Annotated in this window: 13 protein-coding genes and 1 pseudogene; 13 read left to right on the plus strand and 1 reads right to left on the minus strand. The window is 43.4% G+C overall.

The window, feature by feature from the left end; genetic code table 11:
- Nucleotides 1-103 precede the first annotated feature (103 nt).
- From NBH01_RS20035 to NBH01_RS20095, 13 genes and pseudogenes are all read left to right on the plus strand, one after another.
- Nucleotides 104-628 carry a TraG/VirB4 family ATPase gene (locus tag NBH01_RS20035; protein ID WP_262884221.1) on the plus strand — a complete coding sequence of 175 codons (525 nt, stop codon included), beginning with the start codon at nucleotides 104-106 and terminating at the stop codon, nucleotides 626-628.
- The gene (locus tag NBH01_RS20040; RefSeq protein ID WP_004322062.1) at nucleotides 628-1266 is read left to right on the plus strand and encodes a hypothetical protein; all 639 of its coding nucleotides are present in this window, start codon (nucleotides 628-630) and stop codon (nucleotides 1264-1266) included. The genes NBH01_RS20035 and NBH01_RS20040 overlap by 1 nt, the downstream gene beginning before the upstream one ends.
- A gap of 4 nt (nucleotides 1267-1270) precedes the next feature.
- Entirely contained in the window at nucleotides 1271-3802 is a 2532-nt protein-coding gene (locus tag NBH01_RS20045) for a hypothetical protein (protein WP_009017622.1), read from the plus strand.
- Nucleotides 3799-4524 (plus strand): hypothetical protein, encoded by a 726-nt coding sequence (locus tag NBH01_RS20050; protein WP_009017621.1) that lies wholly within the window; start codon nucleotides 3799-3801, stop codon nucleotides 4522-4524. Before NBH01_RS20045 ends, NBH01_RS20050 begins: the two co-directional genes overlap by 4 nt.
- Before the next feature lie 210 nt (nucleotides 4525-4734).
- Nucleotides 4735-5505: a DNA-methyltransferase gene (locus tag NBH01_RS20055; RefSeq protein WP_004310179.1), complete on the plus strand. Its 771-nt coding sequence runs from the start codon at nucleotides 4735-4737 to the stop codon at nucleotides 5503-5505.
- Between the two features lie 68 nt (nucleotides 5506-5573).
- A complete protein-coding gene (locus NBH01_RS20060; protein WP_007218157.1) occupies nucleotides 5574-6344 on the plus strand; it encodes a DUF5045 domain-containing protein in 771 nt (256 codons plus the stop codon).
- Between the two features lie 14 nt (nucleotides 6345-6358).
- Nucleotides 6359-7048, plus strand: a pseudogene (locus NBH01_RS20065) (hypothetical protein); the annotation flags it as partial.
- Nucleotides 7049-7405: 357 nt separating this feature from the next.
- Nucleotides 7406-8704, plus strand: a complete 1299-nt coding sequence (locus tag NBH01_RS20070; RefSeq protein WP_118049844.1) for an AAA family ATPase — start codon at nucleotides 7406-7408, stop codon at nucleotides 8702-8704.
- 4 nt (nucleotides 8705-8708) lie between these two features.
- Nucleotides 8709-9311: an RloB family protein gene (locus NBH01_RS20075; protein WP_118049858.1), complete on the plus strand. Its 603-nt coding sequence runs from the start codon at nucleotides 8709-8711 to the stop codon at nucleotides 9309-9311.
- A 20-nt stretch (nucleotides 9312-9331) separates the two neighbouring features.
- Nucleotides 9332-10273: a nucleotidyltransferase family protein gene (locus NBH01_RS20080; RefSeq protein WP_055170320.1), complete on the plus strand. Its 942-nt coding sequence runs from the start codon at nucleotides 9332-9334 to the stop codon at nucleotides 10271-10273.
- Between the two features lie 9 nt (nucleotides 10274-10282).
- Complete coding sequence (locus NBH01_RS20085) at nucleotides 10283-11938, plus strand: ThiF family adenylyltransferase (protein ID WP_182009271.1); 1656 nt, start codon at nucleotides 10283-10285, stop codon at nucleotides 11936-11938.
- Nucleotides 11935-13194 carry a DUF6602 domain-containing protein gene (locus tag NBH01_RS20090; RefSeq protein WP_055170324.1) on the plus strand — a complete coding sequence of 420 codons (1260 nt, stop codon included), beginning with the start codon at nucleotides 11935-11937 and terminating at the stop codon, nucleotides 13192-13194. The genes NBH01_RS20085 and NBH01_RS20090 overlap by 4 nt, the downstream gene beginning before the upstream one ends.
- A 134-nt stretch (nucleotides 13195-13328) precedes the next feature.
- The gene (locus NBH01_RS20095; protein WP_229031946.1) at nucleotides 13329-13586 is read left to right on the plus strand and encodes an ATP-binding protein; all 258 of its coding nucleotides are present in this window, start codon (nucleotides 13329-13331) and stop codon (nucleotides 13584-13586) included.
- 2 nt (nucleotides 13587-13588) lie between these two features.
- Here the strand turns inward: NBH01_RS20095 and NBH01_RS20100 are convergent, their stop codons facing one another.
- Nucleotides 13589-18595, minus strand: a complete 5007-nt coding sequence (locus tag NBH01_RS20100) for a DEAD/DEAH box helicase (RefSeq protein ID WP_118049847.1) — start codon at nucleotides 18593-18595, stop codon at nucleotides 13589-13591.
- Nucleotides 18596-18795: the final 200 nt, after the last annotated feature.

The following is an 18795-nucleotide window of genomic DNA, read 5'->3' on the forward strand; positions in this document are numbered from 1 at the left end:
AGATAGACTGAAATTAGTGGAGAGCCGGATACGCTGAGAGGTGTAAGTCCGGTTCGGGGGCGAGCATTTGGAAACCTACCATAGAAATATGATAAGGCGCTGGGTGCTTAGCCTACACAAAACAGCGCGTAAATTCTGGGCCAGTGTGGGCGTGGTGACACAGGAAATACAAGACATCATCGGCAGCGAAATCGTGAAAGAGGCCATCATCAATAACTCGGATGTGGTGATGCTGCTTGACCAGAGCAAATTCAAGGAACGTTTCGACACCATCAAGACGATTCTTGGCCTAACGGACGTGGACTGTAAGAAAATTTTTACCATTAACCGCCTTGAAAACAAGGAAGGACGCAGCTTCTTCCGCGAGGTGTTTATCCGTCGGGGCACGACCAGCGGTGTTTATGGCGTGGAAGAACCGCGCGAGTGCTACATGACTTACACGACCGAACGAGCGGAGAAAGAGGCTCTGAAGCTTTACAAGCGCGAGTTACAATGCAGCCACCAAGAGGCTATCGAGGCATATTGCCGCGACTGGAATACCAGCGGTATCGGCAAGGCATTGCCGTTTGCGCAGAAAGTTAATGAAGCGGGATGTGTACTGAACTTAACCACTAAAATAACATCATAATGAAAACGAAAAGGATTTTAATCACCCTGTCACTGGGCTACGGGATAAATATGATGGGGTTTGAAAGCAGCTTGACGCGCGAACAAATCTCTGTCAGCAATCCGGAACTCACTGTTTTGTCCCTCCGGGAGTTTTGTATGCTGTCCAAGGAGAACCTGCTCCGCATGGATGACATGACACCGGACAAAGTAGCCGCCATCGAACGGTTGTTGGCAGAGTATTCCCTTCGGTTGGGTATGTCCGATGTAGAACTGGAAGCGTATTTGAACCGGTATTATGAAGAAAACCCCAAAGAAAAGGAGTTTTACGATATGTGCGACAGGCTATGTAACAGCAAACCTGTCTTCGATGAAAACAGGTTTCGAGAAGAACTATTCAGGGAACTGAACAGTAGTCCGATGAGTGAAAAAAGACTAAGTGACTTGGGATGGCTACGTTATCAGACCGTGCGCGAAACTTATCTAAACCAGCCTTTCTTTTTGAGATGGTTCGGCTCCCAAGAAGCCCGGATCAAAAGGGCCATCAAGGATACTACCATCATACATGATATGTTCTGCCGACTTGTCACGGAGAATTGTATCGAATCTGAACGGTGGTATTTCAATCACAAGGAACCGGAATACATAAAAGAGGTCTGAAACGATGAAACGGCTGTTTATCTTTTGGGTTATCCTATTGCCTGCCCTGACACAGCACGTTCACGCACAATATTACAGCGTGAACTATGACGCTCGTACCGTGGCGGCCATGGCCGCAGCATTCGGCACGGAGGCAGTAGCCGAAAGCTACTACCGCGAGCAGGTGGATGATATTCTGAAACACTATACGGCGGCAGAAGTGGCGGCAGCAGGGATATTTTCTTCCAAATTTTTGGAACACAAGGCTCTGTCCGACCTTGGCATCTGGTGCAGCAGCACGGAAAATTACTACTATCGTCGAATTTACCACATGGTGGCAGAAAAAATCATGCCGAAAATATGGGTGGTGGCGAAGCTGATGCTGCGCTCACCACAAACAGCAATCCACTGGGGCAGCTACCTGATGAAAGTGTGCGACGATACGAAGAGCCTGTGTATGCAGTTCGAAAGTGTGGTGACAAACAGCACGCTGTCGTTCTCGGACATCGCTTTTCTGGAAATTGACCGCGACATTGCCACCTTGCTGAACCTCGCAGAACTGGGCGGTACCGATTGGCAACGGATGTTGGACAACTTTACCAAAGTGCCGGGCAATTTCACGATTGAGAACTTAAAGGGCGACATTGACAACCTTTATAACATGGGCGTAGGGCTGGCAACATCAGGTATGGAGAACCTCGGTGACGCTCTACTGCAAAGTAGTGCGTTCCATGACCTATTGGGTGGCAAAGTCAATGAAATCGGCAACCTGTATGAACACTACGGTACTCTCTTCGAGCAGGCGGAACATGACATCGGCAGTCTGCTAATCGACATGGTGGGCGGTCAGGATAGCGTGGCCGCATTGTTCAATTTCAGCAATTACGACCTCACATCGTGGATGACCGACTATATGGACAATGCTGTCGGGAACTATTACACGCAACGGTGGTATATCGCACGGCGTGATCAAGGAAGCATTTCTCTATGCGACTACTACCCACCGACAGACGACAACAGCATATTGAACGGGGGTGCATGGACACGCTTTAACACGAGTGATCCGGGATTTTATCCGAACGCTTCGCAACGGGAGCAGGCCCTCGCCAATTCAGAACGGTATGCCGGATGGTCAAGAAGCCGAGTGCAACAGCTCAACAATAGCAACGATGGCTACACCTATACTATCAATACCCGACAACAGGCCTATATCATCAGTAAGGGTAACAAACAGACAAAGAAGGCATACGCCTACGAGATACACGTGACACAGAGTTGGAATCGGATGGAGGTGGTCTATGAGGATGTCTTCGACTCCTATTCGATGGATTTGAATACGTTCAAAGCGCAGCTCAATGCCCGCCTCTCGGAGTTCAATGACAACGAGGAAGGCTATGTCTATTACATAGCATCCGATGCACGGAACTATTATCAGGCGACGGACGCCGCAAAATTGCAGGGATGCGAAAGCGTGACCATCAGTGTAACCTGTTCAGACGGGGCGACGCTGGGGCAAGGCTCGACACAATACAAGTGTCGCAAGTGTGGCGGCTCACTGGATGCCCACTCCAAAGAGTGTGTCATGCAGACCTCGGTAACGGAGAACGAACTGGATCTTTCAGAACTGGACGCACTGATACGGGAAGCGGACAATCAAGTCGCCGTTCTTCAATCTCAGATTAGTGCCTTGGAAAAGGAAAACGCCGACCTTTTGAAAAAAATTGCCGAGGCGAGCGTGGAAGACGCAGCAGCTTACCGGCAACAATATAACTCCAACCGGACACGTATCGAGGAACTGAAAAGCGAACTTGCCGAGTGGCAACAAAAACAGAAGGAGTACGCAGATGCAAAGCAGGAAGCGGAAGCAGAGAACGATGTGCCGACAGATGATTACTACCGCCTACCGGCTATCATGCAGGATTGCAAGACAGCCTATAGCCTCACTTGGCAGGACGGAGGTACATGGAGCGGCTATACGTTCGTCCGTAAGGCGACGATGCCGAACATCAATGGTATCATTACGTTCCGTGCGACTATTTCTATCGCACGGAAGCCGAAATACTTTCTGGGTATCAAGATTCACCGTGCCATTATCCAAATCAGTTGGGAATTGACTTCGGCATACACAGACACGCACGTTGCCGATGTACTGACACTCGATCCGAACCTGTCGAACGAGGAAAAGACTAAAATCGTGAATAATCGCATATCGGAAATCGCACGGGAATATCCCAACTGTAAAATCACTACCGAGTATGCCCGTACAGAACCTATGGAAGAAGTACCGAACAGCGACGTGTACCACCTGCTTTGGTCAAGTGACCGCCTCGAAATCGCACGAGAAGTGGATTCACGTATCACGAAAATATACGCCGACCTCGTATCCTTGGAGAAGATGATGCACTACAAGCGGAACATCATCGACGTACTGAAGGATGTGCTACCGGAACTCGATACGGACGAGGGTCGTAGGCTGACACTCGTGGAAGAGTGCCATGACCGCTGGGTAGAAAACGCACGGACATCCCGAAGTGGCAGAAAGGAGGTACGGCCATGAAACGCACTATACTGATGGCCATTACGTTGCTTGCGCTACTACCCGATGTCGCCAAGGGCCAATGGACATTCGATATCGTGTCGGTGGAAGCGTACATAAATGACCACAAAAAACAACGCAGCCTGTTGCTGGCCCGAAGCACGCTGGAATACAGCAACCAACTGCTGCATGAGTACAGCCGTGAGGAGACGGGCAAATACAAGGAAGTAAATATCGACCTTGACCGCTATACCCGTGCCTTTGATGTCATCGACGTGATGTACCAATCCCTGCGGACGGTGCTGAACGTGAAGGATACCTACAGCTCGGTAAGTGACCGTATCGGTGACTATAAGACCATGCTGGAGGCTTTCCATGAGAAAATCCTGAAACATGGGAACATCGAGCCGTCAGACGCACTGATACTGACTATCAATGAAAAAGCAATACGGGACATCGCCAACGAGGGAGAACACCTCTATAAGTCGGTGAGCGACCTCGTGCTGTATGCCACGGGCGCAGCGGCCTGCTCGACCAGCGACCTGCTGATGGTACTGGAGTCCGTGAACAAGTCGCTGGACAGCATTGAGCAACACTTGAACCGGGCATACATCGAGACATGGAGATACATACAGGTACGTATCGGCTACTGGAAATCGAAGATTTACCGGGAACGTACCAAACGGGAAATTATTGACGGTGCTTTCGGACGATGGCGCAATGCGGGACGACTGGATTATTGACGGTAAAAGAGGAAGGAGGTAAATAATGCCATAATGATGATTATGACTTCTATACACCGAAATTGATAAGGAATATCTTAAAACGCAGGAAAAGCGTTTCGTCCTGAATGTTCGGAGAAGTACAAACAGAGAAAGAAACTTTAAGTACAAACAAGTCTATCTGGCCTATAACCAAGAGGCAAATGGACATTTGGATTAATAAAAGATGTAATGAAAAAGATCGTTTTTGAAAAAGACATTACGCTATATAAAGCCGATTGCCTTGAAGTAATGCCTCTTCTCCCAGAATCAAGTATTGATTTAGTTCTATGCGACCCACCTTTCGGAATTACAGCCTCGCAATGGGATAAGATAATACCATTCTCGAAAATGTGGGAGGAGATTAGAAGAGTGAGAAAGGATAATGCGCCTACGGCTTTATTTGGCAGCGAACCGTTCAGCAGCCTTTTACGCTGTGGCAATTTAGCCGAATTTAAATACGACTGGGTATGGGAAAAGTCAAAAGCAAGCAATTTCCTTCTTGCTAAAAAGCAACCTCTAAAAGCGCATGAGCTAATCAGTATCTTTTGTAACGGCAGAACTCCTTATTATCCAATCATGGAGGAAGGTGAGCCTTATGAGAATCGTACAAAGAGAGGAAGTAACTGGACAGGAGTAAACAAGGTACCAAATCCTACATTCAGAAATGAAAACAAAGGAACGAGATACCCACGAAGTGTGAAATATTTTAAAACTGCGGAATCAGAGGGCAAAACGATTCATGTTAATCAAAAACCAGTCGCATTGTTGAAATATCTGATAAAAACATACACGAAAGAGGGTGACACAGTCCTTGATTTTGCCTCTGGAAGCATGAGCACTGCAATCGCCTGTATTCATACGAATAGAAAATGTATTTGTATTGAAAAGGATGATATGCACTTCTTGCGGGGAGAGGAAAGGATTAGAAATGAATATAATATAAAAAGAAATGTAGAATAATCCTGGTGATTAACTGATTGAAACACATTGAGTATTGAAAGATTAATAACAAATAACCGAAAGTAAATATGGACAGAATACTCTTACTCGTGACGGTTACAATAATTGCAACCACGGCGGCAAAGGCACAATCCGTGACCTATAACCACGATTCGCCGAAACAAAACCAAGTAACAGTAATGGAAACCGGTACGGGAGCACTCTCGCCCGACCTCTACTATTCCATACTGCACAACAAGTATAAGAAGTCGGCAGCAGTCAAGAACAAACTGTCGTTCCGCACACTGGCGGGCGTCAACCTATACAACCAAACGGACGAAGCTGAAGCCATCGACTCGGCATTGGTGAGCCGGGCAAAGATAGAAGCCTTGAACGTGGCTGACCGTCAAGCGGACATCGCATGGGTCGCTGAAGGCGATAAGGTCAACGGACAGATGGTAAGGTTCAAACGAAACATAGACCGCATCTTGCCTGTCGGGGGGACACCGGAGGATAAAGACAGATGGACGGAATATTACCATATCTACCAGTGCGCCATTGATGCAACGAAAGATGCCTATATGCCCAACGCACAGCGGAAGAAAGAGTATCTGCGCATCTACGAGGATATAACTCGACAGAACGAAATCCTTGTCGGCTACCTTGCCAAACGGCAGAATACTACGATAACAAGTACGCTACTGAATGCTACCGCTGACCGTACTCTGGATAAGGAGAGTATTGTCCGCGATGCGGTGAACCGATGGCACGAATCGCGCTTTGCCGTGCGCGGCCCGCAATCAGGCAATAACACGGGTGGCAGCGGCGACGGAGATGAAACAGTAAACAAAGGGAACTGAAAAAACAAAAACGTATGGCAGACGGAAATATACTCTCGGATTTCGGTATTAATATCCTTGAAGAAGAAATAGACGATGTGATTTTTCAAACGAACGAGTTCCTGACTGATGCGACTTTTACCGGCTCGCAGGGACCGTTCTGGTGGATACTACAAATGTGCATGGCACTGGCTGCCCTGTTCGCTATTGTGATGGCAGCGGGAATGGCGTACAAGATGATGGTGAAACATGAGCCACTGGATGTGCTGAAGCTGTTCCGTCCTTTGGCTGTTTCAATCATCCTCTGTTGGTGGTATCCGCCAGCAGACACGGGTATGGCTGGCAGTGGGAGCAGTTGGTGTTTCCTTGACTTCCTGTCTTACATCCCGAACTGCATCGGCTCGTACACGCATGACCTGTACGAGGCAGAAGCCACCCAAATAGCGGACAAATTCGAGGAAGTGCAGCAACTTATCCATGTACGTGACACGATGTACCAAAGCTTGCAAGCACAGGCAGATGTCGCTCACACGGGTACCTCCGACCCGAACCTGGTAGAAGCGACCATGGAACAAACCGGAGTGGACGAAGTGACGAAGATGGAGAAAGACGCAGCCGAACTGTGGTTTACCTCACTGACGGCAGGAGTCATCGTAGGTATCGACAAAATCATCATGCTTATCGCTCTGATTGTGTATCGTATCGGATGGTGGGCTACAAGATACAAAATTTTATAATAAACTGATTTACTATATTTTATAGAGTGTATAAAAGAGTAGTTTTGCAATTTAGTATCATTTTAGCACCACTATTTAGCCATCATAAATAAATCAAGATATGACGCAAATGTCATTGGACAATTAACTTCTCGGGCTGCATAATCCACATTCGTTTACCCCCGTTCTCAAATCGGTCAACACCTTCCAGAGATAATCAGATGGTTAATTTACAGCTCCAACAAATAGTTATTCGTTGATTTTATATTTGTATTGCGTAATTTTCCTACAATAATCGCGTTTATAGTTTGTCGTATGAGATTTTATTTGTACCTTTGCACCGTACAATAGATAAAATCAACGATTATGATAGCAGAGTTCAGCATTGAGAATTTTTTTTCCATTAAATCGGTTCAGAAAATCAGTTTTGAGCCGTCGGTAGATACTTTTATGTCTGATGAATATTCGTATGAAGTTAAGGACGGTGTAAGATTGCTGAAAGTGGGCATCATCTATGGTGCCAACGCTTCCGGTAAAACGAATATATTAAATGCCATTGAATTTTTCAAGATGCTGGTTTTAAGAATGCCTAAAGACAGGACTGAGAAAACCGGGGTTGTTCCTTTCATGTTGGATGACACTTCAAGAAACGAAAAGACAAAGATGTCAATGGTGTTCTATATCAATCAGTCGAAGTACATTCTTAGTTTTGAATTGGATGCAAAGCATATCTATTCCGAGACATTGATTGTTTATGATTCCATTCGCCCGACCAAGCTGTATAACCGAAGTTATGATGCCGCGACAGATTCCTCGACTATCGACTTTGGCGTAAATCTGAAAATGACAAAGAAAAGCCAGGATGTGATTTCCGGCAACACTATCAATAATTGCAGTGTGCTTGCCGCATTTGGCAAAAGCAACGTGGAACGGACAAGGCTGAATGATGTGTACGATTATTTTGCCAAGCAGGTAAAAGATGTACTGGCTCCCGGTATGTTGCTTTCGGGATATGTCAAATCACGATTGGATAAAGACGAGGCAGGAGATTTGAAGAAATTCATTTTGAACTTCCTGAAAGCATCCGATTTCAATATAGAAGATGTGGTATTACATGAAGAGGAAGAGCTGATTACACCTGAATTGGAACAACTGATTCAGAATGCCCCTATTGATAAAGATGCAAAAGCTGAAATGCTTAGAAAGGGGAAAATTACAAATACGGAACTGACCTTTAAGCATAAGGCAGGCGATAAAGTATATGATTTGTCGGAAGAATACGAGTCCAATGGCACCATGAGGTTCTTGGGAATGGCGGTGATACTGAATTTCTTATTAAAGACCAATCGGTTTGTGCCCATTGATGAAGTGGAGACAAGTATTCATTATGAACTGTTGGCTTATTTCCTGAAAGTCTTTCTGGCAAACAGTAACGGAACATCCCAAATGCTCCTGACCACACACGACATCAATCTTCTCAACGAGGATTTCATTCGCCGTGATACGATATGGTTCACCGACAAAGACGAACTTGGCGAAACTAAAATAGTACGCCTGTCTTCTTTGGGACTGCATAAGAATCTTTCCCCATACAATGCTTACAAGCAGGGAAAATTGGTAAAGTTGCCGTTCTTGGGTAGTCAGTATATCAACTTGAATGACTAATGATATGGGACGGACAGTAACAAAAAGTATCGCCATCATAGGCGAAGGAGAAACGGAATGGTTCTATTTCGACTCTCTGAGGATTGCGTGTCGTTATCCTTTCAAGGTCGCTCCGGATTTTCCGCAGCACAGCGACATCAATCATATACTGAAACTGGTAGAATCTTATTTGAACAAGCAATACGACTTTATCGTATGCCTGTTTGATATGGACAGACTATTTCAGTTTCCATCTGAAATGCAGTTGTATCAGCGGGCAAAGAAAGAGTATAGCAAGAAGAAATATGCCGGAAAGGTAATGTTTGTAGAAACGAATCCGTGCACGGAGTTTTGGTTTCTACTCCATTTCTTGCCTAATGTAGTTTGTCGGCGATATGAGAGTTACGAACAACTGCTTCCCGAATTACAGAAATATATGCCGGGGTATGAAAAGACAAAGCGATATTTCATACGCACCAACCTCTATAAATACCTGACAGAGAATGGTGATTTGGAACGAGCTATATCAAACTCAGAAAAGTTATGCCAACTCTGCAAGGAATCGCCAGAGGATTTGAAGGCATATTCGGAGGTACATAAGGTGATAGAGTTATTAATTAATTTATAAAATATACATTGATAGAAAATATGAGTTTCGACAAAAACAAACATTTAGGAGAAGTGTTAGATACACACAAAATGTGCCACGTGCAGGATTTCGTGAATAAAGTAAAAAAGCGTAGAGAGGAGATTAAGGCCAAAATGCACGACCATTATGGTTGCGACAAGTATTCTTCGTTTGGTTCTGGCAGTTTTGCTAAGCATACTGCCACTAATGTGAAATTCGACCTTGATTTGGTGGAACCGTTCAAGTATAATGCTTTTGGAACATTACAAGAGATGTTTGACAGTGTGCACGATTTCCTTGCAGATGAATACAAGAATACTGGTGTGACCATTCGTAAGCAAAAGGTTTCCATTGGTGTTAGTTTTCCTATTGAAGAGGGGGATGAGAAACCGGTTGAGCTTGATGTTGTACCTGGTAGAGAATTAAATAATAACGACTATTCTGATTCGTATAACCTGAACTTGTGCTTTAATGAAGACCATTGGGGATTCAAAAAAGGATCGAGCCAGAAAACGAATATCCAGAAGCAGATTTCGCATATCGAAGGTAAGTCAAGTGAACGTCAAATTATTCGTCTGCTTAAAATATGGAAAAAGCAAAAAGATAAGAAATATAAGTCTTTCGTTATTGAACTGGCCGTAATTAGAGCCTTAGATGGTTATAATGGTGACATGGGTCTTTGGCCAAGATTAAAATACACGATGGAGTATCTACGTGACCACATCGCGGAAAGTAGTTTCCACCTTTTTGACCCAGGTAACACGAACAACGATGTCGTGGGGACTATGCAGGACTACGATAGACAATCGTTTAAATCTGATATGGAAAGCATGCTCAACAACATAGACAGTAATCCTGATTTATATTTGCCCTACTACTTCAAGGTAAACGAAAAATATTGCGGATATAAAGAGAAAGATACAGGTGCTGCTTATCCTACAAGTACAAAACGGTTCGGATAGTAAAATATGATGACTGTAGATAAAATAAAAGAATTGATAGGTCTCATTCACGGCGTTAGTCTTATTGAAGATTTTATCATTGATGAAGCAGGCTCCTTAAAAGGTCGTATTGCCGTGGTTACAGATCAAGAACATGCTGACTTGGAATGGTATGTAGAGATTAGTCCTACTTATCCGTTCAAAACTATGGGCATGGAACCTATCCATTTTCAAAATAAAAATCTGCTGGATTATCCACACATTATGCAGGGCGGCAATCTTTGCATGCACCCTGCGGAATATGATAATGCAGAGAGTCAGTTTGTAAACGACTTGAAACAGTTGAAGGAATGGGTTGAGGAATACTATGTAAGGGGAGAAAAGGATGCTCACTACGAGCATTTGGTAGTGAATCATCATACGATTCGCGGGCAGTATTATACTTTCTGTTTCGCAGAGACTCAAGAGGATTTTACTGAAGGAGACTACGGAATAGTACACTATACGCCATTACCAACAGGTCGTAAAAAAGACACGCCAGTTATCAACTATGTGGTACAAAAGTTTGTGTCGTGCGTACAGGTAAAGAAGACGGAAATGTTCTGTAGGATTAGTAAGTCCTACCAAGAATTAAGGTCGTTTAAGGGAGTATATTGTCTGCTGAACAACATTCCATCGGTATACAACAAGTTTATTGTTGAGAATTACAATTCTATCAGGGGACTATTCTCGCAGAGTCAGAAAAACTATATCCATAGTTTTGTGGTATCGCATAGAGACAAGTATGATTTCTTCCCGTTGTTTTGTGGATATAGAATTCCCGAAGGTGGCGTTCACTGGCAGGCAATGATTCTCTTCATGGATGATCTGCCGATAGAACCTGTGCGGATGGGCACTGGTAAGAATAGGCTTTGGCTAACTGATTTTAGACAAGGGCAAATCCAATGGGCAGAAACTGTGGATATTTCCTATAAGTATTTCTTTGGGCGTGGAGCTATGCCCAAAGAACTGGCTAATAAGAAAATGCTGATTATGGGTGTCGGGGCTATAGGAAGTATTTTGGCAGAAACTCTAACAAGATGTGGTGCGAAAAACCTGACTCTATATGACATAGACAATAAGGAACCTGGTAATGTTTGCCGGTCTGCATATCCTTTTTATACAGGTATAATTGAGAAAACCTTGGATATAACGAGTTTACTGACGCAGATTTCGCCTCATGTTGAATGTACCAGTTTGAAATCTATTGCTGACTTAGTGATAAAAACATATGCGGCAGGGCATGAGGACAAAAGTGCTCTAGCAGAATTCTTTGACGAGTTTGATGTGATATTTGATTGTACAACGGATAATCAACTGATGCGGGTAATGGATTCTATTGGGACGAAAGCCCAATTGGTTAATCTCTCAATAACCAATCACGCACAAGATTTGATATGTGCCTTTTCTCCTAATGTAACAGAGACTGTTTTGTTGGTTTATGGCTTATTTAAACACGATGTGGAAACCGACATGTACAATCCTACGGGTTGTTGGAATCCAACCTTTAAGGCTTCGTATAATGACATAGAATGCAAAGTGCAAGTCGCCGTGAAACATATTATCAAAATGTTGAGCAAGCAGGAACCATTAAGTGATTTTTATATAACAGAAGACGACTTGAATTTAAAGATAAACAAGTTATGAAGTATTATTTGTCAAGTAATGATTTGTATATAGAGATACCAACCTTAGTATTCAACCAAATAAAGTTGCAGGCTGAGGGCGAATACCCCAATGAGAACGGAGGGATGCTCGCTGGACGATATTCTAAAGATAAACATACAGTGTATATAGAAAAAGTTGTGGTGCCTGTGGAAAAATTGACTGGCAGGACAAAGTTTATGCGCATTACCAAGGGTTTGGAAAATGTATGGGAACAATTAGCCAAGGAGGGGTTGCAATATGTGGGCGAATGGCATAGTCATCCAAATGGTTCCACACAATATAGCAGTACAGATTTGGCGGCTATGATAGATATTGAGAAGGAAGTGGCCATTGAGAATCCGTTACTACTGATAGTCAGTGTTAGAAGTAATGGACTTAGTGCTCATAAGTTTTATTGTTATATGAATAATCAATTGTTGGAATACAATAAAATGATAGATTTAAAGGATTTATTTCATGGCTTGCAGAACCAAATGTTGGCTAGCCTGAATGTAAACAGGGAATTTATTGAACATCCCGGCAGCAAAGGTGATGCTACGGAGCAACATTGGATAGAGTTTCTACGCACATACCTTCCTGACAGGTATAAGGTGGATAAGGCTATTGTGATAGATTCGACGGGCAATGTTAGCGAACAGATGGACGTAGTCATTTATGACGCGATTTACACACCCTTCATATTCAAGCAGGATGGTTTTATGTATATACCGGCAGAAAGCGTGTATGCCGTGTTTGAGGTAAAACAGGATGTGGAAGGACATATAGAATATGCAGCCAAGAAAGTTGAGAGCGTGCGTAAACTGAAAAGAACAAGTATTAGTATGGTCTCCTCAGGAAAAACTACGCCTGCCAGAGCATTGACTAAGATAATAGGTGGTATTTTAACTACAACGAGTTCGTACCGTGGGAATGATACGGTAATAAAGCAGTTAGAAAAACTGAAGGGCTTACAGACTTTGGATTTGGGATGCTTCTGTGATGCTGGTAGTTTTTATATTGATTATAAAGAGACTGTACCTGAATATATAGACCCAATCAAGGATAATCGTAAGTATATAGAAAAAGTGTATGAGAGTCGCGAAGTAAACGAGATTGAGTTTAGCAATAAGAATGTGTCTCTCTTCACATTTTTCCTTCAGCTTGTGAGCTATTTGAAGTCCATTGGTACTGTACCCGCAATAGATATTAATGCATATCTAGAGGCTATTAATGCAAAAATTGATGAAGATATTTAAAAGTAAAGGTACGACAGATTTCGTGAGCTTCCACATAACTATATCTCATTTCAGAACATAGATAGAAAGGGTAGAAGATATGCCTACCAAAAGAAGCCCGTAAATACGGTTTGTTCTTATGTATTGCTACCCAAATGCCTCGTGATATACCATTAGGGACATTAAGTCAAATGGGAACATTTCTGGTTCATAGGTTAATTAATGAGCAAGATAAAAAAGCAGTTGAAAGTGCCGCATCTGCAGCAAATAGAAATATTCTTTCTTTCCTTCCTATTTTGGGAGAAGGTGAAGCTTTAATTGTTGGAGTTGATTTTCCAATGCCCCTTATTGTGAAAATCAATACTCCAACAAAGAAACCAGATTCAAGAACCCCTAAGCTTACAAAACGATAAAACTACAGTCTTAATATTGGCAAAGTGCTTACTATATCTACTGTTTGACAAGAGAGCATAACCACCGACAGAAGCAGGTCGAGGATATAACGGGGTTGTTCGTGTTCTCGCGACCAGTCGTTTGGATCATTTTTGATTTGGGACGCTTTATCAATTGTGATGGCATAGCGTTCCATTATCCACTCGATAGCGGATTTACCATTAACGACATATTCGTATGCTTTGAGCGGAATGTTCTCAATGGTAATATGGTCATTATAGATGATGCGTGCCTTATCAGCAACGAGCTTTCCACTTTCGTCACGAATTTTGGCAAACCTCATTTTATCAACGGCAAAGTATTGGTAGGTTTCGTTCGTCCAGTTGTTTTGCCAAATGTCCATATCGCCATTTACTCTGACAGCACAAGCACGATGGGCAATCATTGGCATTGCAGCGAAAAACAGATAATCTCCATCTTGCCCAACAGCCTGCTCGTTTATGCTTTGTTCATAGTTCAGGTGCAGGTCGGCAAGTTCTTTGCCTGCTTTATAAAAGGACATAAAGTCCTGTACACTATCCACAATGGGGATGCGTGGCAATGACTTCTTCAAATCATCGGCAAATCGTTCACGGTATTGCTTAGAATGAAGCAACCCATACACATAGTAGAATATGTGTTCTTTGGTAATGGCTTTTGAACCTCCGAAACGGCTACGGACTTCTTTCAGAATCCAGTCGGTTATTCCGTCCCGGCGAATATATTTGTCTGTTTCCGCATCATCAAAAAGTGTAGCTTGGGGATTCTTGTTTTCCTCATACCAATATAATGGGTAGAACTGGCAATTAAATTGCAATTGATAATCAGGAATATAATGGGTAACTATAGTTGAAGCATCTTTATTAGAACCTTTTCCATTTACGCATAAGATAATCTTATCTGTATTCAGTGGGAACAAATCCTTACATTGTCCTGGGCTTTCTATCAGGCTTGGAGAATAATATAAGTTTGTCACACAGAATGGCCTATACGAACATTCCATAAGTCTTTCTCTTTCAAACTTTAGTAAAGTTCCACGCGACAAGAAATTTCTTAATGAACGAGTCCAACTTACTTTAGTTGTATCAGTATCTATGAATGATTCAACAGACAACGCCTTTTCTTGTGATTTAATTGTTTGAAATTCGCGGCATTGAGCATTGTAATTATTAATCAAGCAATTAATATTGTCGTCCAATTGCGAATTAGAAAAATTGTTAACCCAAACATCTCGACCTGTGGCTACTGCTGGTCCATTATGATTAAAAATGCCAACACCTTTTTTATCAAACAGTGGTATTAGATTATCAAATACCCCATCACGTTGATTTATCCAATCAGCCTTATCATTAGGCGTAATAATCTGCCATTCCAATTTCTGCGAAGAAATGGAACGGAAATCTTTTACCAGTTTGAGCTTCTGCTCACGAGTGAGGTAATCACCTATGTCATGATAATGGATAACTGCCTTTTGCCCTTTCTTTGCCGGATTTTTGACAAGGAAAGTTATGGCGATAGGAGTACGAGAACCGCTTCCAAAAATTTTTCCACCTTCTTTACGGGATAATTCTCCAGAAGTGCGCTGATTTCCACGCAAATTCAGTACATAAACAGATGTAAATTCTTCCTCTATACATCTGCGCATACCATCTTGACCGATACCATCAAGCCATGCACCATTGCTTATGAATGCTACAATACCTCCTTCATTTTGTGGAATACGGTCAGAAGCCCACCGAAATGCTTTCACATAACTGTCGTAAGTTGATTTACTGAGTCCTGCTAAACTTCTTTTTGTATAAGTTTCACTCAGTCTCTTTTCCATAGCCGGATATACAGTATTTTGTGCATTGTCATTAGCCGATTTCTGACCGATAGAATACGGCGGATTTCCGACAATTACCCTCACGTGTGTAGCCATCTGCTTCTTTACCCGTTTGGAATTGTCTTGAAAGAATTCCGTGAAAAGTTCGTTATGTTTCTTCTCTGCCAATTGGAACGTATCGGTCAGACAGATACCGCTATACGGTAAGTAAGTCTCCCTGTAGGTAATGTCATGGAATACAGATTCGATATTCACATCAGCAATATAATAGGCCAGCAGCACAATTTCATTGCAATGAATTTCATTCCGATATTTGCGCTCCATATCCTCAGGACGGATAAGGCCGGATTGCAACAAACGAGTAATGAAGGTACCTGTACCTGTAAATGGGTCAAGAATATGAACGTTTTGCTCCGTCAGCGAAGTATTGAACTCTGCTTTGAGAATATCATCCACTGAACGGATGATGAAATCCACACATTCCACCGGTGTATAAACAATGCCCAATTTCTCCACTGTAAGCGGAAATGCGCCTTTGAAAAACTTTTCATAAAGGTTCTTTATGATTGTCTGCTTACCCTCCAAATTATCAATACCGCCCACATTTGTCCTTACCGATTGGTAGAACTTCTCCAGTACCTCGGTATCCTTTTCAAAAGCCTGTTCTTGCAATATGTCTATCATGCGTTGCATAGAACGGCTCACGGTGTTGTTATTGACAAACTGGTAATCTGAAAACAGAGCATCAAATACAGGTCGGGTGATGATGTGCTGTGCCAGCATTTCAATGGCTTGGGCGGCATCTACCGATGGATTAAGGTCTCGCTGTAACCCCTTTAAATATTCATTGAAAGCCTTTTTGTGTACACCGGACTGAATAAGTTTGGAAATACGCTCAATAAATTTGTGCGCAATAAGACCAACCTCTTTTGCCCAATTCTCCCAATAAAGACGGTCACCGCACTTTTCTACCAGTTTGGCATACATACCGTCCTGTATCTCCCCGAAACGAAGTTCCAACTGTCGGGCAATTTCTGCATTCTCAATTTGTTGTGCTTCCGCTTCTCCGTCATTTGTACCCAATCCCGGTCGGCCTATGGTAACAGACGGTGTACCTGTCTGAGTGTTTGGTTTCTGCTTGTTGAGGGCTATTTTGTTTACCATCGCATTGAAGCGGTCATCGTGTGAACGGAGCGCATTCAAGATAGCCCACACCACATCGAATGTCTTGTTGTTGTCAAGAGCTTCCTCCGCCGAAATATCAGATGGCACTACAATAGGGATGATGATATATCCATACTTCTTTTCATCGGATTGCCCCTTGTGGAATGTACGCATCACGCGGCCAACCGACTGCACCACATCCACCTGCGAATTACGGGCAGAAAGAAACAATACGGCATCGAGAGACGGCACATCCACACCCTCGGACAGACAACGCACGTTGGTTACAACACGACATTCACGTTCATTGTCTGGCTCTTCCGCCAGCCATTGCAGGATTCCATTACGCTCCTGCGAGTTCATAGAACCATCTATATGCCGTGTCCTTACTGAAACGGTATGCGAAAGGCTTTCTGAATCAAGATTCTCTTCGTATTTCCCAGATATTCTTGGAAGTACCGAAGCTACATATTTTGACGTTCCGGCTTTTGTCTCGTTGCCTATGGCTGAACAGAACGCCACGGCACGGCGCATCATGCGTGGGTCGGCATCCCATGTGCGATGGTCGTCGCCATGTATCATTTTTGACAATCCGTTTATTACCCCAATGAGCTTTGATGTGTCGTCAAAATTCAGTTCGGTGGTAGAATTGGTGATGTCTTGTTTTATGTTGGCAGGTACATCATCTTCGCTAACAGTAAGGACAAGCACCTTGTAATCCGTCAATAAGCCATTTTGAACGGCGTATGAGAAATTCACACGATAAAATTCCTCTCCATAAATGGCTTTATCATCCATCGAGCAGAGAATGCAATCCTTTTCCGATGCCTTTATCTTGGCAGATTCCCCATACAAACGCGGCGTGGCAGTCATATAAAGGCGTTTCCGACCTTGTACATTCTCATTGGAATGTATCTTGATAAAGTTGCTCTCATCCTTTTCGGCTATTTTTACGCCGGTAGTGCGGTGTGCTTCGTCACAGATGATGAAGTCAAACACGCCGTATTCTCCGTTTGTCTTGGATAATATCTCTCGCTGCGCAGCAGAAACGGCATCTATGGATTGGTAGGTGGAGAACACGACTACCAAGCCGTCATGATTCCGATATTTCTTTAATTGGGATGCAATGGATTGTGGATTGGTGGATGCAGGTACGGCAAGGTCAACCACGCTGTCATCCGTATCATCAGATCCCTTGGTGGTCTTGCGTGAGGCTTTGGAATCGGAACAGATGCAGACAGCCTTAATGGGCTTCTTCGCATCTGCCGACCATGCGTTGAGCGACTGCCCCAACAAGGCGATGGACGGAACCATGAACAGCACCAAGCCTTTGTTGCCAAACAACTGTTCCGCAATGAGCAGCGAAGTGTAGGTTTTACCTGTACCGCAAGCCATAATGAGTTTGCCCCTATCGTTGCCATCTGACATATAATGAACGTATGCTTTTGATATGGCATTCAATTGGTGTTCACGAGGCTTCTTGCCCTCCACCAGTGCAGAATTGCCGGTTAGACCGTCCATTATCTTTTGCCAGTCCACAGGAGATGAAACAAGGTCTGCCATACCGATGCGCGTAACAGGTGGTTCCTGGTTTCGGATAGCCTCTTCTGCATTAGCTCCCCAATGGTTTGTGGTTGAAATCCAAATACGATTTGAAAAACGGGCAGTTTGGAATGTTACCTCGTTTGTGAACGTGCGGCTGGAAGTGGCGAGAAATGAATCTACAGCAGGTTTATCTATGATTGTATTCTCAGCATAGCATTTACACTGGATAGCCCAATAGTCACCCAATTCAGTTTTGGCCACAAGGTCGATACCTGTGTCATTACCTCCAAAATCGTTTCGCCCCGGAAAATCTTCCCATAGCCAGACCGATTCAAGCTCATTATAGCGTGGGTCTGTTAATAGCCATGAGCGCATCAGTCGCTCAAACTTTGTACCTTTCTCCCTTTCCGTGAATGATTCGGTACGAAATTTATGTAGTATTTCCTTGAAATTCATCTCTTGATAAGAGATATATTTCAAAGGAACGGGCTCTAATAATCAGTGCTATACTGGCAAAATCTGACGAATTTGCAAAACAAATTCTCACAAATTGCCTTTCATATATCATTATAAATGAGGAATGAACACGGTATTTGAAATATTATGCGTACCTTTGCAATATCAACCATAACTCTTATCAAGAGATTCGTCTTTTC

Source organism: Bacteroides sp. B1-V-101, assembly GCF_023656585.1.
Classification (GTDB): domain Bacteria; phylum Bacteroidota; class Bacteroidia; order Bacteroidales; family Bacteroidaceae; genus Bacteroides; species Bacteroides thetaiotaomicron.

Bases quoted from the DNA above. Each gene is read 5' to 3' on its own strand.
- NBH01_RS20040 (WP_004322062.1), top strand. From the start codon at position 628: ATGAAAACGAAAAGGATTTTAATCACCCTGTCACTGGGCTACGGGATA.
- NBH01_RS20045 (WP_009017622.1), top strand. From the start codon at position 1,271: ATGAAACGGCTGTTTATCTTTTGGGTTATCCTATTGCCTGCCCTGACA.
- NBH01_RS20050 (WP_009017621.1), top strand. From the start codon at position 3,799: ATGAAACGCACTATACTGATGGCCATTACGTTGCTTGCGCTACTACCC.
- NBH01_RS20055 (WP_004310179.1), top strand. From the start codon at position 4,735: ATGAAAAAGATCGTTTTTGAAAAAGACATTACGCTATATAAAGCCGAT.
- NBH01_RS20060 (WP_007218157.1), top strand. From the start codon at position 5,574: ATGGACAGAATACTCTTACTCGTGACGGTTACAATAATTGCAACCACG.
- NBH01_RS20070 (WP_118049844.1), top strand. From the start codon at position 7,406: ATGATAGCAGAGTTCAGCATTGAGAATTTTTTTTCCATTAAATCGGTT.
- NBH01_RS20075 (WP_118049858.1), top strand. From the start codon at position 8,709: ATGGGACGGACAGTAACAAAAAGTATCGCCATCATAGGCGAAGGAGAA.
- NBH01_RS20080 (WP_055170320.1), top strand. From the start codon at position 9,332: ATGAGTTTCGACAAAAACAAACATTTAGGAGAAGTGTTAGATACACAC.
- NBH01_RS20085 (WP_182009271.1), top strand. From the start codon at position 10,283: ATGACTGTAGATAAAATAAAAGAATTGATAGGTCTCATTCACGGCGTT.
- NBH01_RS20090 (WP_055170324.1), top strand. From the start codon at position 11,935: ATGAAGTATTATTTGTCAAGTAATGATTTGTATATAGAGATACCAACC.
- NBH01_RS20095 (WP_229031946.1), top strand. From the start codon at position 13,329: ATGCCTCGTGATATACCATTAGGGACATTAAGTCAAATGGGAACATTT.
- NBH01_RS20100 (WP_118049847.1), bottom strand. From the start codon at position 18,595: ATGAATTTCAAGGAAATACTACATAAATTTCGTACCGAATCATTCACG.